General features: G+C 45.0%; 21 protein-coding genes and 3 pseudogenes. 4 read left to right on the top strand and 20 right to left on the bottom strand.

Annotation, left to right across the window (positions count from 1 at the left end):
* Window positions 1-52: 52 nt before the first annotated feature.
* Both AC5YBZ_RS05825 and rfaH read right to left on the bottom strand, forming a co-directional pair.
* Window positions 53-2,794: an SLBB domain-containing protein gene (locus tag AC5YBZ_RS05825; protein WP_494543539.1), complete on the bottom strand. Its 2,742-nt coding sequence runs from the start codon at window positions 2,792-2,794 to the stop codon at window positions 53-55.
* 928 nt (window positions 2,795-3,722) lie between these two features.
* Window positions 3,723-4,241, bottom strand: coding sequence for a transcription/translation regulatory transformer protein RfaH (gene rfaH / locus AC5YBZ_RS05820; RefSeq protein ID WP_494543538.1), 519 nt, complete (start codon window positions 4,239-4,241; stop codon window positions 3,723-3,725).
* 553 nt (window positions 4,242-4,794) lie between these two features.
* Between rfaH and AC5YBZ_RS05815 the strand changes: the two genes are divergently transcribed.
* Window positions 4,795-6,306, top strand: coding sequence for a peptide MFS transporter (locus AC5YBZ_RS05815; RefSeq protein WP_494524525.1), 1,512 nt, complete (start codon window positions 4,795-4,797; stop codon window positions 6,304-6,306).
* Between the two features lie 101 nt (window positions 6,307-6,407).
* On the opposite strand, the gene AC5YBZ_RS05810 is transcribed toward AC5YBZ_RS05815, so the two are convergent.
* The gene (locus tag AC5YBZ_RS05810; RefSeq protein ID WP_494524524.1) at window positions 6,408-7,508 is read right to left on the bottom strand and encodes a response regulator; all 1,101 of its coding nucleotides are present in this window, start codon (window positions 7,506-7,508) and stop codon (window positions 6,408-6,410) included.
* A 115-nt stretch (window positions 7,509-7,623) separates the two neighbouring features.
* Entirely contained in the window at window positions 7,624-8,406 is a 783-nt protein-coding gene (locus AC5YBZ_RS05805; RefSeq protein ID WP_494524523.1) for an MlaA family lipoprotein, read from the bottom strand.
* A gap of 226 nt (window positions 8,407-8,632) precedes the next feature.
* On the opposite strand from AC5YBZ_RS05805, the gene AC5YBZ_RS05800 reads away from it, so the two are divergent.
* Together AC5YBZ_RS05800 and AC5YBZ_RS05795 are read left to right on the top strand one after the other, a co-directional pair.
* Entirely contained in the window at window positions 8,633-10,414 is a 1,782-nt protein-coding gene (locus AC5YBZ_RS05800) for a hypothetical protein (protein ID WP_494524522.1), read from the top strand.
* A gap of 12 nt (window positions 10,415-10,426) precedes the next feature.
* Window positions 10,427-10,747 carry an EscU/YscU/HrcU family type III secretion system export apparatus switch protein gene (locus tag AC5YBZ_RS05795; protein WP_494519641.1) on the top strand — a complete coding sequence of 107 codons (321 nt, stop codon included), beginning with the start codon at window positions 10,427-10,429 and terminating at the stop codon, window positions 10,745-10,747.
* A gap of 34 nt (window positions 10,748-10,781) precedes the next feature.
* Here the strand turns inward: AC5YBZ_RS05795 and AC5YBZ_RS05790 are convergent, their stop codons facing one another.
* The 11 genes and pseudogenes from AC5YBZ_RS05790 to AC5YBZ_RS05740 form a co-directional block, all read right to left on the bottom strand.
* On the bottom strand, window positions 10,782-11,183 hold the full coding sequence (locus AC5YBZ_RS05790) for a DUF2802 domain-containing protein (RefSeq protein ID WP_494524799.1): 402 nt from the start codon (window positions 11,181-11,183) through the stop codon (window positions 10,782-10,784).
* Window positions 11,184-11,332: 149 nt separating this feature from the next.
* Window positions 11,333-11,827 carry a chemotaxis protein CheW gene (locus AC5YBZ_RS05785; RefSeq protein ID WP_110456347.1) on the bottom strand — a complete coding sequence of 165 codons (495 nt, stop codon included), beginning with the start codon at window positions 11,825-11,827 and terminating at the stop codon, window positions 11,333-11,335.
* 7 nt (window positions 11,828-11,834) lie between these two features.
* Complete coding sequence (locus tag AC5YBZ_RS05780) at window positions 11,835-12,866, bottom strand: chemotaxis protein CheW (protein ID WP_494519642.1); 1,032 nt, start codon at window positions 12,864-12,866, stop codon at window positions 11,835-11,837.
* Window positions 12,850-13,641: a ParA family protein gene (locus tag AC5YBZ_RS05775; RefSeq protein ID WP_494519643.1), complete on the bottom strand. Its 792-nt coding sequence runs from the start codon at window positions 13,639-13,641 to the stop codon at window positions 12,850-12,852. The genes AC5YBZ_RS05780 and AC5YBZ_RS05775 overlap by 17 nt, the downstream gene beginning before the upstream one ends.
* A gap of 44 nt (window positions 13,642-13,685) precedes the next feature.
* Entirely contained in the window at window positions 13,686-14,153 is a 468-nt protein-coding gene (locus tag AC5YBZ_RS05770) for a membrane anchored protein in chemotaxis locus (protein ID WP_494543537.1), read from the bottom strand.
* Window positions 14,146-15,264, bottom strand: a complete 1,119-nt coding sequence (locus AC5YBZ_RS05765) for a protein-glutamate methylesterase/protein-glutamine glutaminase (protein ID WP_494519645.1) — start codon at window positions 15,262-15,264, stop codon at window positions 14,146-14,148. The genes AC5YBZ_RS05770 and AC5YBZ_RS05765 overlap by 8 nt, the downstream gene beginning before the upstream one ends.
* A gap of 96 nt (window positions 15,265-15,360) precedes the next feature.
* A complete protein-coding gene (locus AC5YBZ_RS05760; protein ID WP_494543536.1) occupies window positions 15,361-17,535 on the bottom strand; it encodes a chemotaxis protein CheA in 2,175 nt (724 codons plus the stop codon).
* 15 nt (window positions 17,536-17,550) lie between these two features.
* On the bottom strand, window positions 17,551-18,288 hold the full coding sequence (locus AC5YBZ_RS05755; RefSeq protein WP_494519647.1) for a protein phosphatase CheZ: 738 nt from the start codon (window positions 18,286-18,288) through the stop codon (window positions 17,551-17,553).
* Between the two features lie 13 nt (window positions 18,289-18,301).
* Window positions 18,302-18,685: a chemotaxis response regulator CheY gene (cheY, locus tag AC5YBZ_RS05750; RefSeq protein ID WP_119977497.1), complete on the bottom strand. Its 384-nt coding sequence runs from the start codon at window positions 18,683-18,685 to the stop codon at window positions 18,302-18,304.
* Between the two features lie 42 nt (window positions 18,686-18,727).
* Window positions 18,728-19,447 carry an RNA polymerase sigma factor FliA gene (locus AC5YBZ_RS05745; RefSeq protein WP_494524519.1) on the bottom strand — a complete coding sequence of 240 codons (720 nt, stop codon included), beginning with the start codon at window positions 19,445-19,447 and terminating at the stop codon, window positions 18,728-18,730.
* Window positions 19,440-19,547, bottom strand: a pseudogene (locus AC5YBZ_RS05740) (MinD/ParA family protein); the annotation flags it as partial. The gene AC5YBZ_RS05745 and the pseudogene AC5YBZ_RS05740, both read right to left, overlap by 8 nt.
* An 83-nt stretch (window positions 19,548-19,630) precedes the next feature.
* Between AC5YBZ_RS05740 and AC5YBZ_RS05735 the strand changes: the two are divergent.
* On the top strand, window positions 19,631-20,518 hold the full coding sequence (locus AC5YBZ_RS05735; RefSeq protein WP_475514295.1) for an IS982 family transposase: 888 nt from the start codon (window positions 19,631-19,633) through the stop codon (window positions 20,516-20,518).
* 14 nt (window positions 20,519-20,532) lie between these two features.
* Here AC5YBZ_RS05735 and AC5YBZ_RS05730 read toward each other — a convergent pair.
* From AC5YBZ_RS05730 to fliR, 5 genes and pseudogenes are all read right to left on the bottom strand, one after another.
* Window positions 20,533-21,315 (bottom strand): annotated as a pseudogene (locus AC5YBZ_RS05730) (MinD/ParA family protein); the annotation flags it as partial.
* Window positions 21,316-21,319: 4 nt separating this feature from the next.
* Window positions 21,320-22,716 (bottom strand): annotated as a pseudogene (gene flhF / locus AC5YBZ_RS05725) (flagellar biosynthesis GTPase FlhF).
* An 11-nt stretch (window positions 22,717-22,727) separates the two neighbouring features.
* Window positions 22,728-24,827 (bottom strand): flagellar biosynthesis protein FlhA, encoded by a 2,100-nt coding sequence (flhA, locus tag AC5YBZ_RS05720; protein ID WP_494543535.1) that lies wholly within the window; start codon window positions 24,825-24,827, stop codon window positions 22,728-22,730.
* Window positions 24,828-24,918: 91 nt separating this feature from the next.
* Window positions 24,919-26,052 carry a flagellar biosynthesis protein FlhB gene (gene flhB, locus AC5YBZ_RS05715; protein WP_494524517.1) on the bottom strand — a complete coding sequence of 378 codons (1,134 nt, stop codon included), beginning with the start codon at window positions 26,050-26,052 and terminating at the stop codon, window positions 24,919-24,921.
* On the bottom strand, window positions 26,052-26,849 hold the full coding sequence (gene fliR, locus AC5YBZ_RS05710) for a flagellar biosynthetic protein FliR (protein ID WP_494519653.1): 798 nt from the start codon (window positions 26,847-26,849) through the stop codon (window positions 26,052-26,054). The genes flhB and fliR overlap by 1 nt, the downstream gene beginning before the upstream one ends.
* Window positions 26,850-26,853 lie beyond the last annotated feature (4 nt).

Here is a 26,853-nt window from a genome sequence, read left to right as displayed (position 1 = left end):
GAAGCATTATTAACGGCCCCAAATATTGAGGCTCGTTAACTCTTTAATATGTTTATATGCCTGATATTGCGGAAATGGCGACCGCGGTATTGTAAATAATACCTGTGATCTGACTCCACAACGTGAGGTTATCTTTGTACTCAGTATCGAGTGGAACAATGATGGTATCACCTGGACTGAGTTTTTCTGCACTGCTAAACCACATTGAGCGGCTAGGCATCATCACAGACCCATCGGCCTTTATCACATAAGTACGACCATCATCGGCGCGCTCTCTTGTGCCGCCAGACATAGCTAGATACTGGTCTAGCGTTAAGCCTTCTTTAAATCTATGGGTTGCTGCGTGCTGCACTTCGCCCATAACAGAGATGGTTTGTTTCGTCGATGGCACATATAAAATATCTTGATCTTCTAATTGAATGTCGGCCTGCGTTATACCCACAGATATTGCAGACAAATCGACAACCAAACGACCAACGGCTTTAATATTTTCAAGATCTGCTAGCATCATCTGAGCGTCGCTATAGTTCACGACATTACCGTCTTTAGATACACCGCGGGTCGCAATATCACGACGCAATTGGTCAGCAAGCTTTTTAATTTCAAGTTGCTCTTGCTGACGCACTGACTCACGCACAAATACTGCTGAATTTAAATAAGCATATTGAGTGAAACCACCTGCACGCGTGACAACATCGGCTAATGTTTCACCGCGGCGGATGTTGTACACACCAGGGAACTTAACTTCACCACGAATCTCAACCGACTTATTTTCTTGCCACTCAGGCGTTGTCAATACAGTTAAGATATCACGAGACTGTAAGGCTCTATTATCCACTTCACTGCCGCCTAAAGCAGCGTCTAAATTAATCGTATGATGACGCACCTCAGATGATCCATTGATAGTAACAGTACTGGTAATTTCAGAGCGGACAGTATAAGCGCCTTCCGTTAAGCCACCTGCCGCATTAACAAGATCACTGACTTTTCCACTTTGTGATAATGGGTAAAGACCAGGGTGACGTACCTTACCGTTAATCGCTACAACTTGGGCGCCGCTATCCAAACCTCCTTGAGCTGCCAACTTAGTGATAACAGGGTATAACAGTTCGTTACGATTCATCACGCCGCTTAATTGAATAAGCTCATCATCGTCAAACAGATTTGCTAACATCTTGTTGACTTCACCTTTGATTAAAAGCTCTGCATCATCAGGTGCTTCCTTGGCAACAACCACACCACCGATTTCACTACGATAAGATAATTGCGCCTTTTCAAGTTGAGCAAAACCTGCTTTGAACAGATCATTACCAAGTAAGCTATCGTCATTAAGTGACGTGACCTTTAATACTCGCTCTTTTACTAATTTATTGAGGTCGTAGCGATTTTGAATTTCATCACTGTAATTAAACAGCATCACTTTATCGCGTGACTGCAATACCAAATCCTGGCCAACGGCCTTATCGGCGATCGCCTTACTGGGTGAAAATTGCAACACTTTAATATCGCCATACCGATTCACTTCACGTATGACAATGGCGTAATTTAAATCTGCAGAAATGGATAAATCGCCCCAAATGGAAGGCAATACGTCACTGATGGCGATGCCTTCATACCATTGGTATTTACCCGGACGCACGGCTGCGCCGACTACGGTAATAGTATCTTCAAACTGACTTGATGCATTTTTTACACGAATATAATCGCCGGCTTTCGCTTTAATGCTTTTACCCGCTTGGGTGGTTAGGTCAACGTTGACCATTGCTCGTAAGCCTGTGGCATTAAAGCGCTCAACACTGCTACTTTTAGGATAAGCACCAGGCTTTAATCCTGCTGCCATGGCAACCACATCGGCAATGGTTTCGTTTTGTTTTAGCTCGTAAATGGCAGGACGTCTGACTTCACCGTCTATACTGACTAAACCGCCTACGGCAGGAATGAATACCACATCACCCGAACGTAAATTTACATCGCCTGAAGCATCACCGCGCATCAAGAGATCGTATAAATCCATTTTGCCAACCAACTTACCGTTGCGCTTGACTTGAATGTTACGTAGTGACCCAATCTCGTTTACACCACCAGCAACAAACAAAGCTTGGGTAACGGTAGATAAACTCGATACAGTGTATGAACCTGGTTTGTATGCATCACCGGCAATAAAGATGCGAATTGAACGCAGTTCGCCCATGGTGATATTAGACTCAATCCCGATCATCTGCTTAGCGATACGTTGATGTAATGATTCACGTAACTGGGCAAAATTTAACCCTACCACAGAGATTGGTCCAAGTTCCGGAAACTGGATATTGCCATCACGGTTAATGGTCAGATCGTATTCTTTATTCTCTTTACCAAACAGTTGCACCTTAACAGTGTCGCCAGGGCCGACTAAATATTCGCTCGGTACTGGCACATCAGAGACTGGCGCAAAGGTTGTTGGCTCACCTTCAAATAAATCGTAACCAAAACGTGTTAATTCTGGTTTAGTCTCTTCTTCATCACGTTGTTTTTTATCGTCATCAGCAAACTCTTGCTCTGACCATTCTTGCCCTTTGGCTCCACGAGGATCGACAAGTTGTGGATTTTCAAATTTTGCTTGCGAAGCATTGCCACCCGATAGCATTGAAGGGTCGATGCCATACTGTTTAGCTATTCGCTCCTGCTCAGCTTTAGGTAACGTTTTAAATTGCTCTATCATCTCAGGGGATGGTGTGATCGCATGAACTTGAGTAGCCATCAACATTAGGGCTGCAACTGCCGTTATTATGACTTTTTTGGTTTGTTGTAACACCGATAATCTCCATTGATAAACAAAGCATCGAGAAGTAGTTCTCGAGCAGTGGAAAAGAAGTTAAATGATAAATTGAGGTCAAACGTTAAAACGACTGTGCAGCCTGTGTATTCACAATGGCTTTAAGGCGTTAAACCCGTTTTGTAAATAATTTAGAATAACGCTTACCATAATGGCGGTAGCTTAAAGCACAACTAAGACATAACTTCATCATTGAGCTTTAAATCAAAATTAGATGACGCTATTAAAATGGTTCGATAGCAGACACACAAAGCGAAGGTAAGTTATTGATATATGACAATTAACTATTCAAGAAAAAATCTGTAGACACGCTACCGCCCATAGGTTGCGGCCCCCAAATTGCCCTTCGTTATACGAATTCTTCATGTTTTATATTTTTTGTTAAACCACTTTAGTATGAGAAAACAAGCGCATAGGTCTTCCATACTAAAACTGTCTATCGTTACTCTGTTCTGCACAGCAGTGCATTATCTGTGTCTTTATAGGGTTAGATTTCGATTTTACCCTGAGTAAAGCAGCGGCATATTATACTGGAATCGGCCCTCAAGTACTGCTTATTAATACGCCATTTGTAGGGTCAAATAGTCAAAATGGCAACTTGGTAGTAAAAAAACACTATTATTTAGTAAGATATTACTGGTCGGGCCCCTTGTTCGATAACAAATTGATTATGAACTTTATACTTCAGTCTCACCAATAAAATAAAAAGTCTTTAAAAACAAACAAGTAAAGATTAAAACACATTCATGTCTAAATCGTGCACATTTATCACTCGACCCAGCTTTACTTAGCAAATCAAAGAGCCAACAATGGCAGATCTCTTACATCAAAACGAGGCTTTTTCGTCATTTAAAGCGCTAATACACTCGCTATATACAAGTACATCCACCATTTATAGCCATGTAATTCAAACTTCACCAATCGGTTTTATACTGCTTTTAGGCACAGTGACTCGTTTCAGTTGTCCCATGATCTCAAACAGTATATGGCAGCGTTTATCACCGCTCTGTTCAGTAAAAATGCCTTCAAGATCGATAAATGGACCTTCTATAAATTTTACTTTATCGCCTTCAGCTAATTCTTGTTGCTCAACGTTATCAAAATTGGGCAAATTGATAAGTTTGTGCTCTCGCATCTTTATCCCATGGATAATGCTATCGTCAATCGGTGTCATCAATTCTTTACAACCGACGATACGAGAGACACCTCGAGTGGAATGAATACGACTAACACTGGTAACCGCAGGATCAAAATGGATAAACAGATAACAGGGAAATAACGGAACGCGCTTTACGGTCGTTTTTCCAGCTTTGGTTATTTGCTGTGGCAGTGTAGGAAGGTAGGTCTCAATCTGCTGTAGTTTTAAATTATCTTGCGCCCTAGCTTCGCCGCGGGGTTTGCAATACAACAAATACCAAGCTTTCATAGTTTTTTCTCAAGTGCCTAACTTTAAAATAAAAAAATAGGGACCACTTAATTAGCCCATCTCTACTCAAACGTAATAAGGCAGTCATTGGCGCTGAGATTCACTCGTAGTAAAGACAACGGGATAATGTGGATAACATCCTATTCAAGCGGCAAAGCATAACAAATAGTTTCATTATTTGAAAACGTGATTTTATAACTCAAAAGTCAATAATTCGGTAAGCCAAACATGGCAACAGATAACCAACAAATGTCGCAATAGTAAGTGGTGTAGTAAATGTTCAATAACTATACGTTTAAGTTGATCAAATTGACTTTTAGGCAACTAAAAGGGTATATAAGGTGGGTTTAAAACAATTTAATACGTTAAATATTAAAAAATAACAAAAGTCTGCAACAGATAGACAACTAAAAACTTGAATAATTTCTTTAGCTTAAAACAGATTATCCCAAGTAAGCTCCTGTTGTTAAGACATTGATAATATTGAAACAATAAATTTTTCTACATAGATATTGTATATGTAGGCAATCACAAGCGAAGGTGGAAGACTTACATGAGCGCAGCAAAACCACAAGGTACGATGCTCGGGCATCCTAAAGGGCTGTTTCTGTTATTTACAACAGAATTATGGGAACGGTTTAGTTATTACGCAATGCGTGCGATTTTGGTGTTATATCTTGTCGACGCAGTTCAATCTCAAGGTGGACACGGATTGGGTTGGACCCAAGCCGATGCCCTCTCACTATATGGCACCTTCACAGGTCTAGTATACTTAACACCACTGCTCGGTGGTTGGTTAGCCGATAATATTCTAGGTCAGCGTAAAGCTATCTATATAGGCGGTGCATTAATGGCGATAGGCCAATTTGTACTTGCCGCGCCACATAGCTGGATCCCAGGGCTAGAGACCACGGTTTTTTATATTGGTCTTGGTACGCTGATTTTAGGTAATGGTCTGTTTAAGCCGAACATTTCAACCATGGTTGGTGATCTATACGAAGAAGGCGATCACCGTCGTGATGGTGCATTTACTATCTTCTATATGGGGATTAACTTAGGTGCAGCACTTTCTGGATTTATTGTTGCTTGGGCATATACCACCTTTGGCTACACTCAAGTCATTGATGGACAAGAAGTGTTTATCAACAACTGGCAGGCTGGCTTCTTCTGCGCTGGTATCGGTATGGTGATATCACTCATTATCCAATTCTTGTTTGCACAAAAGCTATTAGGCGACATTGGAACAATACCCGCTGCTAAGTTAGAGAAACAAAATGCAGAAGCCAGAGGTGAACTACGTAAAGAACCCTTAACCAAAGTTGAGCGCGATCGTATTAAAGTGATCATGGTTATGGGCTTATTTACCATCATATTCTGGGCTGGTTTCGAGCAGGCCGGTGGCCTAATGAACCTGTTCACCAATGACTTTACCAACCGTATGATAGGCTCATTTGAAGTGCCTACAACGTGGTTCCAATCGCTTAACGCTATCTTTATTGTGGTCTTCGCTCCGGTAGTGGCTTCTATCTGGATCCATCTAGGCAAAAAAGAACCCAACTCACCGGTAAAATTTGCCCTTGGTTTAACCTTATTGGCTATCGGCTTCCTATTTATGATCGGTGCCGTACTTGAGATGGGCGGCGATGCTAACGCTAAATCAAGCATGTGGTGGTTAGTGGGCGCTTATTTCTTCCATACTATGGGTGAACTGTGTTTATCACCGATTGGCTTATCTATGGTGACTAAGCTGGCTCCACTACGTATTGCATCACTCATGATGGGTGCCTGGTTCCTATTTATTGCCGCTGCAAATAAGATCGGTGGTTTAGTGGGGTCGTTAATTGGTCCTGGTGGTTCGGTAGAAGATCAACTGGCTAATGCTATGTCTATCTTTGCTGGTATTGCTATTACGGCAGCCATTTCAGCGGTTATCCTATACTTCATGGCAGATAAACTTGTCGACTGGATGCATGGCGCTGAAGATGGCCCGCAAACTGAAGAAGAAGCACTAGAAGCGGAAATTGCTGTTACTGCAGAACACGAAGCGATTACGATTAAAAGATAAGCTTTAACGAAATAAAAACGCCTTACAAAACATTGTAAGGCGTTTTTTTATGCGCAATGCAAAGGCAATCTGGGTCGCAGATAAGCCGGGATCTCAGGTAATTAAAAGCTCATCTGTACATAACCACCTGGTGCTAGCGTGGTTTCATAAGTTAAGCCGACAAAGTGATTGGCCAACAACATGCTTTTATGTTCATTAACACTCGAGACTATACACAAACGTTCTGCTGGCATTAAATCCCTAAACTGAGTGCTAGGTTGCCCCCACTCAAAAATCCCTAGCTGAAGTGCATCAGGCATCGCCAGAGGTAATAACCCCTCGTGATTACGTATATAGCATCTCAACCCTTTACCTGCTTGAGCAATAGAGGCGCGGTAATGCGTTAACTCCACGACCACATAGATAAGATCGATATAAATATCCAAGCCAGACTTACTGATCCTGTCATTGAGGTAGCTCAGCATATTAAAAGGCTCGATCACCGTTTGGCTGTTGCCATTACGAAATAGTTTCAGCTTTTGATTCACAAAGCTTTTAAGCAGAACACTCGCAAACGCAGCGCGGTTATCTTGCGGATGAAAATGAGCCATATACATAATTTGATATTGCTCACCGACATTAGCGCTATCGATAAAGTAGGCGCTAACATCGTCATTTTTAAATAGGCTATAATCGATAGTCGCTTTAGGGTAATCAATCTCTGAGGGAGGAAAGAGCTGCTGCTGAACACTTTTGGCCGCTTCAGCATTTCGCTCTAACAAGTTAAGGTGTTCTTCTAACTCTTGATAGGACAGTTCTTCTAAGTCATCAAGCTTTACATCTTGTTGATGTGGGTTGATACATTGATGAATGGCATTTTCAATCAAATACAGATCGTTGACTGGCTTCACTAAGTAATCGCTAGCACCGATCCGCAGGGCTTCGACAACATCGGCCATCACCTGATTACCCGAGATAACGATAGATAAAGTGTTTGGCTTTCGTTTCACCATCTGTTTTAGCATCTCTAAACCGCCTAAAATCGGCATACTTAAATCCGCTAATACAATATCAAAATCAGTCTGGCTAAAGCGCTCTAACCCCTGTCGACCATCATCGGCCTCAACCACAGTGGCTCCTCGGTTCGAGAGAAAGGCGGCGACCACACTGCGAAATACCGGATCGTCTTCAACCAACAAAATCACGAGATCTTCTAACGCCATTCAGCTCCCCATACTTTGCACAGCGGCAAAGCTAACTAACCTAGTACATCTTAGTACGTGATAACAAGTAAAACTACTAACCTATTAATAAATAATAAGTAAAAGGTGAGTTGATTTAATCTAATTCTTGCATGTATTCATCGAGCAACTCATCATCGTCGGTCGAGACAGGTACATCACCGTCATATACTTTATAGTCTACATGTTGGAAATAGGCTTCTTTCACAAAAGCATAAGGATCTAATGCATTATCGACTAGACGCTCTTGATCGATAGCTGAAGCGCGTCGATGCAGGTTTTTTAATCCCCACTTGGCCAATGACTGCCACATGGTCAGTTCTGACAAAGGAAAATAGAGTCCATCGACCCAATCAGACGCTAATTCACGCGTTACATAAGGGCCTAAAAAAGGCGCCATAAAATAGGGACCGTTTGGCACGCCGTAATAGCCTAATACCTCACTAAACTCATCTTGCTTACGTGGTAAGCCCATCATATCAGCCACATCAACAATACCCAGTAAGCCTAAGGTGGTGTTAATCGTAAAGCGACCACCCGCATTTGCCGCCCAGCCCCACTTACCTTGTAAGGCATTATTCACTAGAGAGCTTGGCTCTTCGAAATTCTGTACAAAGTTATTCACCCCAGTTTTAACTGGGCGAGGCAAGTAATCATTATAACCGTGGGCAACCGGTCGATATAAATATTTGTCTAAATAAAGGTAGTTAAAATCCCACATGGTGCGGTTAAAGCTCTCGAAAGGATCTCTGTCATCATTATAAATAATAGCGACATCTATGGTGCTTTCCTTAGCATTATTCTCATCTTCTTGTGTCGTTTGGGCTGCCAAAGGCGCCCCAAGCAATAGCAAGCTTAACGCACTCCATTTATACTTCATATAACTCGGATTCCTATACAGCATTAACCATATCTAAAGTCATCTGTACTTGTGACGATATAGATAATACTAGACTACACAGTTTGATTTGCCTTTCAGACCGCCTAGGATACTCAGCAAAATCACTAGGTCAAATTGAAATTTGTAAAATGTCTTTAATCACTTAACCGTTTGGGGCTGCCTCTTGAATCAAAACAGTATTATAAGGCCTGTAAACACGGACGTTGTGGCGACCTCAACCACACTCAGTACCAGTAAAGCTGAGGTCCTTATCCCGGTCGAGTTCAAGCGCACTGCAGAAGGTGACGCTATAAGCCTCAATAAGCACAACTACCGTATAGAATACTCTCGTCGTATCGATCGCCAAGTAATGAGTACGGCAGACCAACAAAAAGTCGTGGTCACACAACTTTATAGCGCCAATCCAGCATCAAGCAATCTTAGTGCTAAATTGCAATTATTGGGTAATATCTATAACGAACAAATTCCAGCGCCATTGCAGGCTTATATTAAGGGTAACCAAGTCAACCTCATACAACTGGCTCAGTTGGCATCAAGGGCACAAGGCTATCCCCTTGGCGAGGCAAAGGTCGTGGCGGGTATGGTCAGTCTGGCTGGCGCATTAGCTTTCACCACGAGCAATAATACCTTACCCTCGGGCACCTATGGCGCAGCTATCATAGTGGAAAATGGCCAACTACACTTAAGCCTCACCGCGAAGCTCGGTCAAATTGCAGTCACCTTATCCCCAATGACATTAATGCAAGCACCTAAACAGGAGTCACCAAGCCAGCAACTGGCCACCCTCCCCTCGCTAACTAGCACTTACAGTCAATTGAGTCAGCACTTAGCCAAACAAGCCGTGCCTCAGTCACAACTAGCGACCTTACAAAACGCCACCGCGGTACAGCTCTCCAGCAATGCATTTTTTGCAGCCAATCCACTACCACTTCTAGGGGAAAAGATCCCGTTTTTTGGCCCCATGACGGCCCGAGACGATGCCATAATTAAGGCGACTAACCTCTATCAATTACTGGCTAACATTAAGATACCCTTCATCGAGGGCAACCGCGGAACTACGGCACAGGGCACAGTTCATCCATTGATGCTTAACTCACAGTGGCTTACCTCAACAATGGGCAGTACCAGCCAACCCACAGGCCAGACTTTAGGCCCGCCTTCTTCCCCCATACACAGGGGATTAAGCCAAGCACTACAGCAATTAGTCAGCAGTGAAGCAACACACTCAAGCAGATCCCAGGTATCGAGTGAGCAATCACTACTGAGCTTAGTCAAGCAGCAACTGGCTCTGGCCTTTCCTCGTCCTTTAGCCGATCTCGCCGTGCCAAACATTTTGCAACGAGAATTGATAGATACCTTAGCAGGAATAGCCTCTCCGCTAACCGCCCATACATCAGCTGCTAGTCATAGTGGCACTATCGCGGTGCTCTTTCAGTTATTATTAGGTCGTAATTTACAACAAAACAGCCAAGTCGATGCCAGTAAATACCTTATGCAACTACAGCGACAAGTTGGAGCAAGTTCTTCCCTGCTGAGATTATTAGATAAAGCGGGAGTGGGTGAATCTATGGGTAAGTTGTTATCTGGCTTGTCTTTATATCAGCAAGCCAGTAGTGATAACAATCAAGGCATCAACTGGTATTTTGCCTTGCCTTATACCCTAGACAATAAGCAAGAGGAGCTAGAAGGTCATTTTGAACAAACAACTCAAGATGCTGATAACAAGAATAAATGGCGGTTACAGCTTAAGTTTAACTTAACTAGTGGTAGCCTATTGATCAATGCTGATATCAAACAACAGCAACTTAACCTTAGCTTTACCTCAGATAGTAAGCCACTGCTCACAAGCATCGATTTACGCCTTGAGGGGCTACAACAAAAACTAACCAATATCGGTATGCGAAGTATCAATATAATTACTCAGCAAAACCAGGTACCTGCTAGCTTACTGCCTGGTGAGCACTACTTAGTTAAAATAAAAGCATAAGGCCAACCCATTATGTCTACAGACAAGAACACAACTTCGGGTGCTACTCAAGCGGTCGCGTTAAGCTATGATGGAGTATCGAGTCCGAAGATCACAGCCAAAGGCAGCGATTTAGTGGCAGCGGAGATCATCGCCCTAGCCAAAGAATCGGGCATTTATATTCATCAAAACCCGGATCTAAGTCATTTTTTACAAAAACTTGAGATTGGCGAAGAAATACCAAAAGAACTCTACCTACTTATTGCCGAGTTGATCGCTTTTGCTTATATGCTAGATGGTAAATTTCCCGACCGTTGGGATAATATGCACCAAAAAATCGTTGAAGCAGTTTAACTCCTCACCTTGAGTAGATTGTTATGACTCCACATTAGCCCTTGCCATGTAACCTGAGAAGCAATTCGGCTTCAGCTTTGGGTAATTCACACTCGGCGACCAATTCATCGACTCCAGCGCCCAATGACACCATCTTCATTGCCCTAGAATAGAGGCGCGATTGCGGATCTTGTTGGCTAGTTTCATCAATTCTGGCATCTTGCTTTGCCAATCGTTTTTCTAATTCGAGCATCCGCCGGCCAACCCCAATGGTCCCGGTGCGTAACTCTTGCAATTCGCGTTTAACCGCTTCTCGCTGGCGATCACTCTCTTTAACCAGTAATGTCAACGCATCCACCTTAGATCGTAACTTAGCTGTTTGTTTTTGTTGATATAATACTAATGCTAAGCAAGCAATTACATAGAGTAATGCCGCGATTAAAATTTCATCGGCAATCATATTCCGCTCCAATCCATTCTATTTATTGTGATACGTCACGAAGGTTAGACCACCGTTATACTGTGGGCTGTCGATTATACTAAAAAGCCATCGCGATAAGCGATGGCTTTTATCCTAGCTGAATAATACGCTAACAGCTTAACTTATTATAATTGAGTCAATTCCATCCACTCTTCATCAGATAAAAGCTTATCTAGATCAACCAAGATCAACAGCTCATTATCTCGATTACTGACACCTTGAATAAACTTAGCACTTTCTTCTGTGCCCACATTAGGGGCATTGTCGATATCTGAAGCACGTAGATAAACTACCTCGGCAACGCTATCAACCAAAATACCAATCACTTGCTTTTCAGCTTCAATGATCACGATACGGGTTGAGTCATCGACATCAGATGAAGCCAAGCCAAAGCGTGAGCGGGTATCGATAACAGTAACCACATTACCGCGCAAGTTGATGATACCCAACACATAATGCGGTGCACCAGGAACAGGAGCTATTTCGGTATAACGCAGCACCTCTTGAACCTGCATCACATTAATGCCATAGGTTTCATTGTCTAAACGGAAAGTAACCCACTGCAACACTTCATCATCTTTACTTGCAGCCACTGCCGCGACGTTTCTTACATCTGCCATATAAACCTCAGTCAATAGAGTCCTGACTACTCAATCCTAAATTCAACAATTCAATCAATGCTTGCACATGTAATATGCCGCACATCTGCTCTTTCACAACGCCAGCTAACCAAGGGCGTTTACCCGCTTTGGTACGCCAGTTAACTTCCGATTTTAAAATTTTAACTGAATTGATTAGCGATTCGCACGCCAATCCCCAGTTGCTGTTTTCTAGCTGCACAATATATTGGTAATTCACCGATTGTGCTAGTTTGTCATCGTATTTTTCGGGCATCACCCAGGCGCACGTATCGACCACGTTGAGCTGTGAGCCGCGATGCGCTTGAACACCATGGTACCAGTTCGGTCTTCCCATGATATGGTTAACCCGCTCAATCTTAACAATGCCACCTAGACTGACTAAAGGGACGGCAAGCGTTAAACCTGCAACGTTAAAAAATAATACTTGAAATTGCTCATCCAAAGTGTCGATTAATGCCTCGGTTATCCCGGGTGGACTTGAGCCCGTTTGGGTTTGAGGAGCAATAGATTGCTCTGTCTCAACAACCTCTTGACGACCCAAATTAAGAGTAGCTGAAGTTGCAATCTTTTCTTTGACTTGCGACGTAGGCTTCGCTATCTCCGCCACTGTCTTATCAGTAATCTTAACCTGCAGTTGTGTATTTAATCCCGTCTTTAATTCCGTTTTCAATTGAGGTGTTAACTTGGTCTCAATTCGAGTTTCAAGATTGGCAATTAACTTAGCGCCAATATCAGTTGGAGACGCTTCAGCCACTGGTGCTAACAGTTGCGCTAATGATTTTTTATTAACCTTTGGTGTCGCATAATTAGCCTGCTGATTTACCTTGGCGGTTTGTAACACCGGTTTAACCTCAGGGACAATGACACGGATAGCTTCATTAACCTGTTTATCATCTTGCCTGCCTTGCTGTTTATTCGGCGTTATATCCGTCTCAGGCTGCGCATTATCCTCAGTGATATCTTCTGCTAGCAACAGTGAAAAATAATCTAACACCGCATCATCAGTTGAGTTCGACATGAGCAAATTCCTTGCTGAGCAGATAATCTAATAAGCGCTCATAAGCTTTTACACCACGCGAATTCGCCGCATAATGAGAGGCTGGAAGATGCGCTAAGCTAGCGTCTCTAAACTTGGTATCTATCGGAATAACATCTGGCCACAACGCCGCGCCAAAATCACTTTCTAAGTGTTGTAGTGCTGATGAAGACGCCTTAGTGCGCCTGTCATACATGGTTGGGATCACCGTATAACTATATGTGATTTTTTTCGAACGCCCCATTAGAATCATGGTTTTCACCATTCTGTCCAGGCCCTTTATCGCTAAAAACTCGGTTTGTACCGGCACCAATATATGCTCACTGGCTGCCAATGCGTTTACCATTAAGACACCAAGGATCGGGGGGCAATCGATAAGTACGGTGTCGTAATCCTGCTCGACCAAAGACAATAGTTTTTTTAAAATCAACCCCATGCCTTCTTGATGACCTAAGGAGCGATCTAGAGTCGCTAACGCCATCGTCGCCGGCAATAAGCTTATCCCCTCGACTTTGGTCAGCACAATATGCTCGGACACCTGCTGTTTAGTCAGTGTCTTATGGTTCAAAAACAGATCATACAAGGACCCAGAAATCGATTCAGAATCGATCCCCAAATAATAGCCCAGCGATGCATGGGGATCGGTATCGACCATCAATACCCGTTGACCGCGCTTCGCTAACGCACCTGCAAGGCTGACTACCGATGTTGTTTTACCCACACCGCCTTTTTGGTTTGCTATGGTCCAGATCTTCAACAAAAACCCCTTTATATCCTGCAGCGTTTCGCTAGCTTATTGACTTAATTATCATCACGCGTGGTCACCCTAATTCCCCCATGAGGTAAGGCTATCACCTTAACACCATCTTCACTTTCAGACAGTTCATTGGTTTGCGAATGGGCAGTTCTATCACTCTTTATAGGCAAATGATCTGCTGCATCGCTCGCTTGTGGCGTCATGATCGGTGAACGGCTGCCCCTCGCATCCCCAAGTAATCCCATTTCAATCCGCACCTGTGAGCCGGGTTGAGCCTGTCCAATAATTGACTGCGTCACTTTTGGGTTAGCCGCCATCCATTGGGCAAATGTTTGCGCCTGCTCTTCTGGCACCATTAATAGTACTTGGCTATTTTCCAGTTCAGCAATTTTTGCTTCTAACAGACTATTTTTATGCCGCATATCGAAATACAGCGCCCCGGTCACGATACTGCTAATGATAAGTAAGAATAGCCACAACATAGTGGTAGTACTTATCTGCTGTTTAGCCACGACCAGTCTCAGTTAAAATCGCTTCTGCCATCTCATCCAAGGCGAATGACTTGCTTGATATCCCCGCAGCCGTTACCGCTTGTGGCATACCATACACAACACAACTGGCTTCATCTTGGGCCCAAATGGTGGCGCCCACATTTTTTAGCATTCGCGAGCCTTCACGACCATCAGCCCCCATTCCGGTCAGGATCACCGCAAGCGCATCTCCCCCAACCAACTTTGACGCCGAGGCGAAGGTAATATCGACACAGGGTTTATAGTTCATATCGGCACTGCCAGCGATAATTTTAATCCGCCCATAAGCGCCGCTGCGCTCCAGCATCATTTGCATGCCTCCGGGGGCTAAATAAGCGCAACCTGCACGCAGTTGATCGCCATTTTCTGCCTCTTTAACATTAATCGCGCACAAGCTATTTAAACGCGTAGCAAAGGCTGGCGTAAACGCCGCTGGCATATGCTGTACCAATAAAATAGGGTGTGGATAATTAGCGGGAAGCTTGGTTAAAATCCGCTGCAGGGCTACCGGGCCACCCGTTGATGTACCGATAAGTAATATTTTGTACTTTTTACCACTCGCCCGGTGTGACATTTGGCTGCGGGAAGTGGGTCTATCGGGGGCCACCACCTCTCGACTATCCGTGCTCACAGTTACGCCAGTTCTGGTTAAAGTACTCACTGACGCTGGACGTGGCGTAATAGGTCGATAAATTCGACGTCGTCCTAATGCCTTTATGCGCTGCTGCAGTAATACGATGGCGTCATCTTTATTAGTGGCAATATCTTCAAAACGCTTAGGCAGAAAATCGAGTGCGCCCGCTTCTAACGCATCTAACGTGGCTTGGGCACCATCATGAGTCAAAGAGGAAAACATTAAAATAGGCGTCGGACACTTAGCCATGATCTGACGCACAGCGGTAATGCCGTCCATCACTGGCATCTCGATATCCATGGTGATCACTTGAGGCTTGAGCTGTTCGGCCAGTTTAACCGCTTCAGCGCCATTGACGGCAGTACCTATGACTTCTAAATCTGGGTCCTTAGATACGATCTCACTGACTCTTCGACGAAAAAAACTCGAATCATCGACAACTAATACTTTAATGGCCATTCAATTTCCTATCGACAGCAAACCTCTGTAAGCAATCAAACGTGACCCTGTTACGGGGTCACGCTTAATAGGTTATCAGACAGTCTTACTTAACGTTTACTGCTTGTTTTTAGCGTAATGCTTCAATAATCCAGGTACGTCTAAGATCAATGCAATCCCCCCATCAGAGGTGATCGTTGCACCCGCCATACCTGGGGTGCCATGAAGCAAGGTCCCTAACGGCTTAATTACCACTTCTTCTTGACCAATCAAGGAGTCAACCACAAAACCTATCTGAATTGTGCCTAACTGAACGATCACCACATGGCCTTTCTTTTTATCGCCATGCTTGAAGCCGCTCTCTTTCCTGTTAAGCCAATTCTCTAGATAGAACAGCGGCACCGCCTTATCACGAACAATAACGGTTAGCTGACCATCTACAATATTGGTTTTTGTCAAATCAAGATGGAAAATTTCATTCACACTGGTTAACGGCAAAGCAAACACTTGCTCGGCCACTTCCACCATCAGTGTTGGCATAATCGCCAAGGTCAAGGGGACTTTAATCTCTAAACAAGTGCCTTTGCCTTTGAGCGAATCAATATGCACCGTGCCATTAAGCTGGGTGATACGCGTCTTAACAACGTCCATCCCCACGCCACGGCCGGAAATATCGGAGATCTCTACCTTAGTTGAAAAACCTGGGGCGAAAATCAGATTATATGCTTCTGAATCCGTCATACGCGCAGCGGCATCTTCATCGAGCACACCACGGCTGATAGCGATTTGCTTAAGCTTATCGGGATCCATACCTGCGCCGTCATCCTCAATCTTGAGCAGGATATGATCCCCCTCTTGACTGGCTGACAAGGTAATGGTGCCGGTACGCGTTTTACCGTTAGCTTCACGCTCATCAGGCATCTCTATACCGTGATCGACAGAATTACGCACCAAGTGAACTAGTGGGTCGGCCAGTGCTTCAACTAAGTTTTTATCCAGATCGGTGTCTTCGCCTATCATGCGAAGATCAATCTCTTTGTTAAGCGTTCTAGCTAAATCACGTACCACGCGAGGGAAACGACCAAATACCTTTTTAATCGGTTGCATGCGGGTTTTCATCACCGCACCTTGCAGATCGGCAGTCACCAAATCTAAATTAGCTAAAGCTTTAGACATATCTTCGTCATCACGAGAAATGCCAAGACTCAGCAGACGATTACGTACCAATACTAACTCTCCGACCATATTCATGATCTCATCGAGTCGAGCAGTATCAACCCGCACTGTGGTTTCGGCCTGTGGCATATTAGCAGCAGGTGCTTTAGTAACGGCGGCTTGTGGTTTAACTTCAGTCTTAGCCGGACTCGGTGTCACTTCAACCGCTGCAGGCGTGGGCGCTGCAACCACTTTCGCCGCCGGAGCCGCAATAGATGAAGCGCCAGGGCCTGCACCAGAGCCGTGCAATTCATCGAGTAACTTTTCAAATTCATCGTCACTAATTTCGTCGGCATCAACTGCTGGAGCTGGCGCCTCAGGCTCTTTGGCAATGGCGGCTACAGGTGGTTTAAAACTGCCTGCGCCGTGCAGCTCATCTAGCAGCGATTCAAACTCATCATCGGTAATATCATCACTGGACAAGCTAACATCATTAGAAGCTGATTCAGTCACTGTTGGGCCTTTACCCGATCCATGCAGCGCATCGAGTAAGGCTTCAAATTCTGACTCGTTGATTTCATCAATACTGCCGTCGCTGCCACCATCAACAGCACTCACTACTGTGTTATCGCTGGTATCAAGCGGTTCAAACAAGGTGGCACCTTCATCGCTAGGAACATCGGCTACCTCATCGACAATCGTTGCCTCTGCCGTACCGGCAGACAATGCCACCTCTGATGCGAGCATACCGCCAGAACTTAACAGTTTAAGATTTGCCAGTAAGGTTGCATCGGCAGGGCTTTGAACTTGTCCGGCTTTCGTCTCGGCAAACATCGAATTAATCGCATCGACAGCCTGTAAAATAATATCCATAAGCTCAGCAGAGACACTTCGTTTGCCAGTACGCAGCAAATCAAAGGTATTTTCTGCTTCATGGCAAACATCGACCATGGGAGTCAGACTTAAAAAGCCCGCTCCGCCTTTAACGGTATGAAATCCACGAAAAATGGCATTGAGCAGTTCGGTATCATCTGGATTATTTTCCAACATGACCAGCTGTTCAGATAACAGTTCGAGTATTTCTCCCGCCTCTATCAGAAAGTCCTGCAGTATCTCTTCATCAACATCAAACGACATTAATATGACTCCTACTTAGAAACCTAGACTCGACAGTAAGTCATCCACTTCATCTTGCCCTGTTACCACATCATCACGCAGTTCTGCGTTCATAATCGGGCCTTCGGCTTCGACACTCTTGGTTGACTTAAGCGCCTTACTCGATGTGGGGTGCTCACCAAAGACGGTCAACATCGACACTAAATTGTTTTCGACTTCACGCACCAACTCAATCACTCGGCGGATCATCTGCCCAGTAAGATCTTGGAAATCTTGCGCCAACAAGATATGGTTGAGCAGCTCTTTCAAGCGTGTTGAATCAGACTCGCTGCGGTCAATAAACTGCTGCACATCGTGACATAATGCTTTAAACTCATGCAGTTGGATGTCTCGCTTCATCAAGCGATCCCACGTTGGCTTAACCGCTTTAATATTGGTGGTTAGTGCATCGGCAAGGGGCAATGACTCTTCAACTGCATCCATGGTTTTATTGGCCGCTTGTTCTGTCATCTCAATGACATAACTTAAGCGCTCTTTAGCATCTGGAATTTCACTGTTGGTCAATTCAACCAAACGGTCATCAACCTGAAAATCGACAATGGCACTATGAAGTTGACGGGTTAACCTGCCAACTTCATCAAATAACTCTTTTTGAATCGGACTCGCAATATCTCTTACGATATTGTCAGCTTTATCCTGTTCATTAGCCTCAAGCAATTCAACAAGTTGTCTTGCTTGTGCTAACGTGATCAGCCCTAAAGTATTTGCCTGCATAGCTCAACCTTAATTAACTGAGTCGTTCAAAAATTTTGTCTAACTTCTCTTTTAATGTTGCCGCGGTAAAAGGCTTAACAACATAACCGTTTACACCAGCTTGTGCTGCTGCAATGATCTGTTCCCTTTTAGCTTCCGCTGTCACCATTAACACCGGTAGGTGCTTAAGATTGTCATCTGCGCGAATGGCCTTTAGTAGGTCAATTCCTTGCATACCAGGCATGTTCCAGTCGGTTACGACAAAATCAAAATCACCTTTCTGTAGCATGGGCAATGCCGTTGAACCGTCATCTGCTTCCTGAGTATTGTTAAAACCCAAGTCTCTTAACAAGTTCTTGATGATACGCCTCATTGTTGAAAAGTCGTCAACGACGAGAATCTTCATATTCTTGTCCAAGGTTTCCTCCGCGGAGCTGTTTTTATATTGCTCATGTAATCGTTATGTATGGGTCCAATGCTTTAATTTAGCTTTTAATCTCAACATGGCCTGACTCAATATCTGGCTCACTCTCGACTCGCTAACGTCCAGTACGGCTCCAATCTCTTTTAAATTTAATGCTTCGTCATAATACAATGACAAAACTAAACCATCTCTTTCTGGCAGTAATTTTATCGCGTCAACCAAGGCTTCATGAAACTGAGTTTCGGCTAATGCATCGAAGGCATCGTCTTGGTGATCGTCTTCCTGCCTTACTATATCGACCGAAACGCCGAGATCTTCAATACCAATTACCTTGCCGACTGATACATCGTTTAAAATGTGATGATATTCATCCAGTGTCATGTCTAATCGGTCGGCAATTTCGGTATCTTTAGCGTCGCGGCCCAGTTCCTGTTCGAGCTCATCAATCACTTGCGCAACACGGCGTTGATTACGGTGCACCGAACGCGGTACCCAATCGCCGCGCCTTATTTCATCAAGCATTGAGCCCCGAATTCGAATCCCCGCAAAGGTTTCAAATTTGGCGCCTTTACTACCATCAAAATTTGAAGAGGCTTCAAGCAGGCCCATCATACCGGCTTGTAACAGATCATCTAATTGAACCGATGCTGGCAAACGGGCTAATAAGTGGTGGGCAATCCTTTTTACCAGCGGCGCATACTGTTCAACGATAGACGCTTTATTATCTAAACAGGTATACGCGGCCGCTTTACTCACTCGTGCCTTCCTCTTGCTGATTGTTACGCTGTACTAAGCGTTCAACGAAAAACTCTAAATGACCACCCGGTTGCAGTGGGATCGGCCAACTGATTAACCTGAACTCGGGATAAGAAATTGAACTAATAGCCCTCTTTGTGATCAGATCTCTCGACCAAGATTAATCAATCACGCAGAGGGCATATGAATAATTTAGTGGATGTATTTTGTGATGTCGATGATTTTTGTAATGCTTTTATTCCTCAATGGGAACAACAGTGTCTAACTGATGGAACCCGCAAGCGTAAGCGCGCTGGCAGAATGACGATGAGTGAAATTATGACAATTATCATTGCCTTCCATATGTCTAATCATCGTGACTTCAAGAATTTTTACACAGGATATCTGGCTCGTTTCTACAAATCTGATTTTCCAAACTTACTCAGCTACACTCGATTTCTTGAAGTCATGCCGAGTACAGTCATTCCAATGTGCAGTTATTTTTCCTCTTTAAAAAGCGCCCCAACAGGCATCGAATTCGTTGACTCAACGAGCATTAAGGTTTGTCATAATTTACGAATTCCAAGGCATAAAACGCTAGCAGGTCTCGCCAGCCGAGGAAAAGGCACGATGGGCTGGTTCTATGGTTTTAAACTTCATCTTATTGTGAACCATCGAGGCGGCATCGTTGCAGCCAAAATAACACCTGCGAATGTGCATGACACGAAACCCGTAAAAGGTATGGTCGTTGAATCAATGGATAAACTCTATGCTGATAAGGGGTATATCGGCAAAGCGTTAGCAGGCGACCTATTAGAACGTGGGGTAACTATCGTTAATAACGTGCGTAAAAACATGAAAGCAAAGGCTTTATCATTATGGGATAGAGCCATGCTTTCTAGACGATTTATTATCGAAACAATCAATGACCAGCTAAAAAACATCTCACAAATAGAGCATACGCGGCACCGCAGCGTACATGGTTTCATGCTTAATGTGATAGGAGGTTTAGTGGCTTATCAACTCAAAGAGAATAAGCCACAACTCAATATTACATCAGCAGAATTCAACGTGATTTCAGTGTTACGTTAAACCGATCTGAGGTTGATTATTTTATTTGCTAGCCCATGATAGGCGATTGATGCAGGTGATTTTGGAAAGGCTTCGACGATAAGCTTTTGCTTACGAACTGACTTTCTGAGGTTTTCATCGAATGGAATCGTCGCGACAAGTTCAAGCGCTACATCAAGAAAACGGTCGGTCACTTTACTTAATTTAGCAAACAACTCCATCCCTTCACGTAGACTGCGAGCCATGTTGGCAACAATTTTAAAACGGAACACACCATGCTCACGGCTTAATATCTTAATCAGGGCGTAGGCATCGGTGATCGACGTTGGCTCATCACATACCACGATTAATACATCTTGCGATGCCCGTGAAAAGCTCAGCACCATGTCAGAAATACCCGCAGCGGTATCGACAATTAAAATATCAAATTGAGTACGCATTTCGCTGAAGGCGCGAATAAGCCCGGCGTGCTGAGCAGGAGATAGCTCGACCATCGACTGTGAGCCCGACGTAGCAGGGATAATACCAATCCCTTTGGGGCCTCTAACAATCACATCATCAAGATCGGCATCGCCCGATAGCACATGGGATAAATTACGCTCAGCCCTTAAGCCTAACATCACATCGACGTTCGCTAAGCCCAAATCGGCATCGAGCACTAAAACACGCTTACCCTTTTCGGCGAGTGCAACCGCGGTATTGATAGAGACACTGGTTTTACCCACGCCACCTTTACCGCCAGACACCGCAATTACTTTTACTTTTTCGTTATTTGGTTGATTCATCATTCGTAAACCGCTTGCTTGATCCCGACTCATTGTTTTACTCAAATGCATAGAAGCCTGTTGATGTGACCTTTCAGTTTGTTGTACAGGTTGCTCTTTCTTATCTAATACTGAAAGCGCCTTGTGTGCTAACGCGAGTGTATCTGCAACCTGCATATCTTCTGGAACTCGTTGGCCATCAGTGACATAACTTAATGGTAAACCACTTTGGATCAATACGCTCAAGGCTGGTGCTAAGGCGACCGACTCGTCCAGTTTGGTTAATACTACACCCGATAATGGGATTCTAGCGAACTGCTTCACCGCATCTTCTAGTACTCTTCTTTGACTCGTTGACGACAGTACCAGATAACTGCGTATAGGTAATCTGCTATTTGCCGTTAAATTATCGAGTTGCTGGAATAAGCGTATATCTCGCTGCCCCATGCCAGCTGTATCGATCAATACTAACTTGCGATTGCGCAGCTGATACAAAATTTGTTCCAACTCATTAAGATCATGCGCCTGCTTTACTGGACATCCCATTATTTTGCCATAGGTTGCCAGCTGCTCATAGGCTCCGATGCGATAATGATCGGTTGTTATCAATGCTACTTGATCTGAACCATGATGTGCTGCAAATCGAGCGGCAATTTTGGCAACACTGGTGGTTTTACCGACACCTGTTGGCCCAACAAAAGCGACCACACCACCTTGGCGCACAATATCATCGCCCTGATTGTCGAGCATATTCGCCAGACTTCTCGGTAAGATTTTGACTAATTCTGCTGGCGGATAATGTTCACTCAGCCCTGACAACTTGGTCGCCACTTCGGCAGAAAACTCTGCCGCTAATAGGCGGCTCTCAAGCATGGCGCCGACAGGATCCAGTCGGCTCTTTTGCTCGCTAAGCAGCGAAGTTACTTGGTGAGTCAATAGGTTACGCAGTGATGCGAGCTCTTCTCGCATTGAGTCAAATTCAACACTCGCCGCGCTCGGTTTATCACGCTTTTGACCAAAATGGTTTTGTTGGTTGGATTCGGCGCGTGCTGGCTTAGGCTCGCTACTAGGCGCTTGTAGCCCTTTAGCCCATTCAGGCATCTCTAATTCTTCATTAGTACGACCAATCTGCTGGTTAACGCGGCTTTGTTGACGCTCAAGCAGGGCTTGTAACGAATCGGCAGCGGGTGCAGGTTGTTTTTTTGACTCGGTCTTGATGGGTTGGCGACCAATGGAGACTTTTTCATCGGCGAGATCAAGTAAGCTCGACGGCGTCATATTCGCGACCGCTGGACTTGGCGATTTTTTGGGCTCGTCATAATCGACAGCCGCGACAATCTCGATGCCACCGGTGACTTTTTTGTTAGACATGATCACCGCATCAGAGCCTAAGGTCTCTTTCACTTGGGCCAAAGCTGAGCGCATATCTTTTGCTAAAAAACGTTTAATTTTCATCTAAATACTCTCTACTGACCGACCGCTGATACGATGCGAATTTGTTTTTCATCGGGCACTTCTTGATAGGAGATCACCCGTAAATTTGGAATCGTATGTTTAACGAATCGTGACAGCGTCGAACGTAACATTCCTGAGGTCAACAAGATGGCGGGCTCTCCTACCATCTCTTGCCGTTGCGATGCATCGATAAGCGATTTCTGCATCCGCTCAGCCAGACTCGGTTCAATATTCGGCCCATCGCCGCCTGTTGCTTGCATAGACTGATGCAACATCTGTTCCAACTCTGGCGCCAAAGTAATGACAGGAATTTCCACCTCTGGGCCACTGATCTCTTGGATGATCATGCGCTTTAAGGCAATACGCACTGCGGCGGTCAACACCTCAGTATCATTGCTCTTGGGCCCGTATTCTAACAGGGTTTGTACTATGGTTTTCAAATCTCGGATAGACACGCCCTCGTTAAGCAAGTTTTGCATCACTTTAACCACAGTGCCCAGCGGCATCACATCGGGAATAAAGCCATTAACTAACTTGGGCGAATGCTTAACCAGCATATCCATTAACTGCTGCACCTCTTCATAACCTAATAATTTAGAGGCATTATTGGTGAGCAATTGGCTAAGATGCGTGGCAACCACTGTAGCTGCGTCAACGACGGTATAACCTAAGGTTTGTGCGTGCTCTCTAAGCTCTGGCGCTATCCAAACGGCTTCAAGCCCAAAGGCGGGATCGGTGGTTTCGACGCCATCAAGCTTGCCATACACTTGGCCTGGGTTAATCGCGAGCTCGCAATCATGGCGAATTTCAGCCTCACCCGACGCCACGCCCATCAAGGAGATGCGATAAGTGTTGGGCGACAGATCTAAATTGTCACGGATATGCACCGCCGGCACCAAGAAACCTAATTCTTGTGACAGCTTCTTACGCACTCCTTTGATACGGTTGAGTAATTCACCCCCTTGGCCCTTATCGACCAAGGGGATTAATCGATAGCCCACCTCTAACCCTATGGTATCGACATGTTGCACATCATCCCAACTCAACTCTTTAGGCTTATTGTCACCAGCGGGACTCGGAGAGGTTTTAGCAAGCTCTAGCGCTCTTTGACGATCGAGATCTTTTTTACGATGAATATAATAGGCACCACCGGCAGTCAGCAAACCAAAGCTGAGAAAAGCAAAATGCGGCATGCCAGGCACAATCCCCATGATCAACAATACCGCGGCCGCAATACCTAAGGATTTAGGGCTGTCAAACATCTGCCCCATCACCATTTGCCCCATGTCGCCTGACTCATTTTGACGCGTCACCATTAACGCGGCCGCAATCGACAACAACAGGCCTGGGATCTGCGCCACCAAACCATCACCAATGGTCAGCAAGGTATAAATTTCTACAGCTGAGGAGAAATCTAGCCCGTGCTGCACCATACCAATGACAAAGCCGCCGAGAATGTTGATCACTAAAATCATGATGCCGGCAATTGCATCGCCTTTGACAAATTTTGACGCACCATCCATCGCACCATAAAAGTCGGCTTCTTTAGTGACTTCTGCACGGCGTAAGCGCGCCTGATCTTGGTTTAACACCCCGGCGTTTAAGTCGGCATCGATAGCCATCTGTTTACCTGGCATCGCATCGAGGGTAAAACGGGCGCTCACTTCAGAAATACGTCCAGCACCTTTAGTGACTACGGCAAAGTTGATAATGATCAAGATAAGAAACACGACCAAACCCACGGCATAGTTACCGCCAATTACCACAGAACCGAACGCTTCAATCACCTTACCGGCGGCATCGCCACCATTATGGCCTTCGAGCAAGACGATACGCGTCGAGGCCACGTTCAGCGCCAGTCGCAGCAAAGTAGCGACTAGCAATACCGTTGGGAAGGCCGCAAAGTCGAGGGGGCGATCTGAATAGATGGCCACTAAAAGCACCACCAAGGCTAAGGCAATATTGAACGAAAATAGGATATCGAGTAAGAATGCTGGCATCGGCAAGATGATCATCGCCAAGGCTGCAAGCACGAGTACAGGCGTACCAATGCCTTTAAAGTTTGCCGGTTTAACCTGTTTTAGTTGACCTAATGTTGCTTTCAAATCCATCAATTTAGCGCCTGAACTTTGACATCTGAACGGTTAACAGCAAAAAGCGCGCCAACCTACTTGCAGTCACCTAACGACAGCAAACACGACGCTAATATTTCAGCTCATCGGGAATAGGCTGATTTAACGGCACGGGTGTGGGTCGCTTACCGCCTTTTTGTTGATATTGCTTCAACTGAAAGACATAGGCCAATACCTGAGCAACAGCGGTGAAGAGCCCCTCGGGGATCTCTTGCTCTATCTTAGTCGTATGATAAATGGCCCGTGCCAGCGGTGGAGCTGATACGATTGCCACCTCATGCTCTCTGGCAATTTCACGTATCTTAAAGGCAACCTCGTCGACCCCTTTCGCCAATACATAAGGCACTGCGGCCTTGGTGACATCATATTTAATCGCCACCGCATAGTGTTCTGGGTTGACCACTATCACATCGGCATTGGGTACCTCGGTCATCATGCGACGCTGCGCCATTTCGCGCTGCATCTGCCGCACCCGTCCCTTAACTTCGGGCTGGCCTTCGGTATCCTTGTATTCGTCTTTGATCTCCTGCTTGGTCATGCGCAGCTGTTTACTGTGGTTCCAAATTTGAAACGGTACATCAATAGCAACAATGATCACTGTCGATGAACATAAAATAATGAACATCCATATCAGCAGATCCAGCGCATTATACACATTACCCGGGAGGTGTCCTTGTGACAGGGTCAAGATATCAACGAAATAGTAATACAGTAAAAAGTACGCCATCATAGCGACCACAGAAAACTTTGCAATTCCCTTGGTTAATTCCACCAACGCTTGCACACCAAACATACGTTTAAAGCCACTCATCGGGTTCATTTTGCTCGCTTTGGGCATAAAGGCCTTCACCGAAAAGGTGATCCCCCCGATAACGATGTTGCCTAAAAAAGCCACCACAGCCAAAAACACGATAAAAATTGCCATGGGCATGGCCAGTTCACGCAGTACCAGCTCCCACACGTTGTACATACTATTGGTATCAAAAATCGCGGCACGATCCATGGTAAACAGCTTTTTCATCACATTGATAAGCGCCACACCTAAATCAGGGCCCACAATGACAAAACCAAATGCCGCCGACATCAGAACCGCAGAGGTGCCTAACTCTTTTGAGCGGGCAACCTGGCCTTTATCACGCGCCTGTTGACGCTTTCTGGAGGTGGCTTCCTCGGTTTTTTCTTGGCTAGAATCATTTTCAGCCATTAGAAACTCCCATCAGCGCGGCACTGTAACTGCACCACATCACACAGCAATAGCTGCGCTGAGCGCCAGACTTCATCGAAGTGCGCCATAATGGGCGTTAAGGTGAGCCACAAAATCACCAGCCCACTCACCATGGTGACAGGGAAGCCAACAGCAAAAATATTGAGTTGCGGTGAGGCGCGGGTCATGACCCCAAAAGATAAGTTAATCAATAACAGCGCCACAATCGCTGAAATAGACATGGTCAACGCAGCGCCAAACATGTAACTGCCCCATTCGGCTAATTGGCGATAACTGCTAATAGAAATACCTTGGTTAGAGACGGGGATGGTGTCAAAACTGGCAACCAGCATACGGATCATCAGGAGGTGGCCATCGACAGCAAGAAAGATCATCGTGGTCAACAACAGAAAAAAGTTACCAATCACCGGGGTTTGCTGGCCAGAGCCAGGGTCGACCATAGAGGCGAAACCTAAGCTGGTTTGCATACCAATAATTTGGCCTGTTAACACAAAGGTTTGCATGATAAGCAGGGTGACAAACCCCATCGCTACCCCAATGACGATCTGCTGCGCGGTGACAAATACCGCCGCCAATGAAAACAGCTCAACATCAGTATTTACAGGGAGCATAGGCGCAATGGCAAAGGTTATCGCCACCGATAACAACAGACGGATCCGCACAGAAGTGGTGTTAGCGCCAAAAACAGCCATCACCATCAACATGCTCGACACCCGATAAAGTGGCCACATGTAGGCGGAAATGGTCTCCATTATGGTGGACATCAATATTTCCATATTC

The sequence above is a fragment of the Shewanella sp. 553 genome (genome assembly GCF_059338375.1).
The sequence above is the reverse complement of the archived record's forward strand: the minus strand, read 5'-3'. Positions and strand labels throughout refer to the sequence as shown.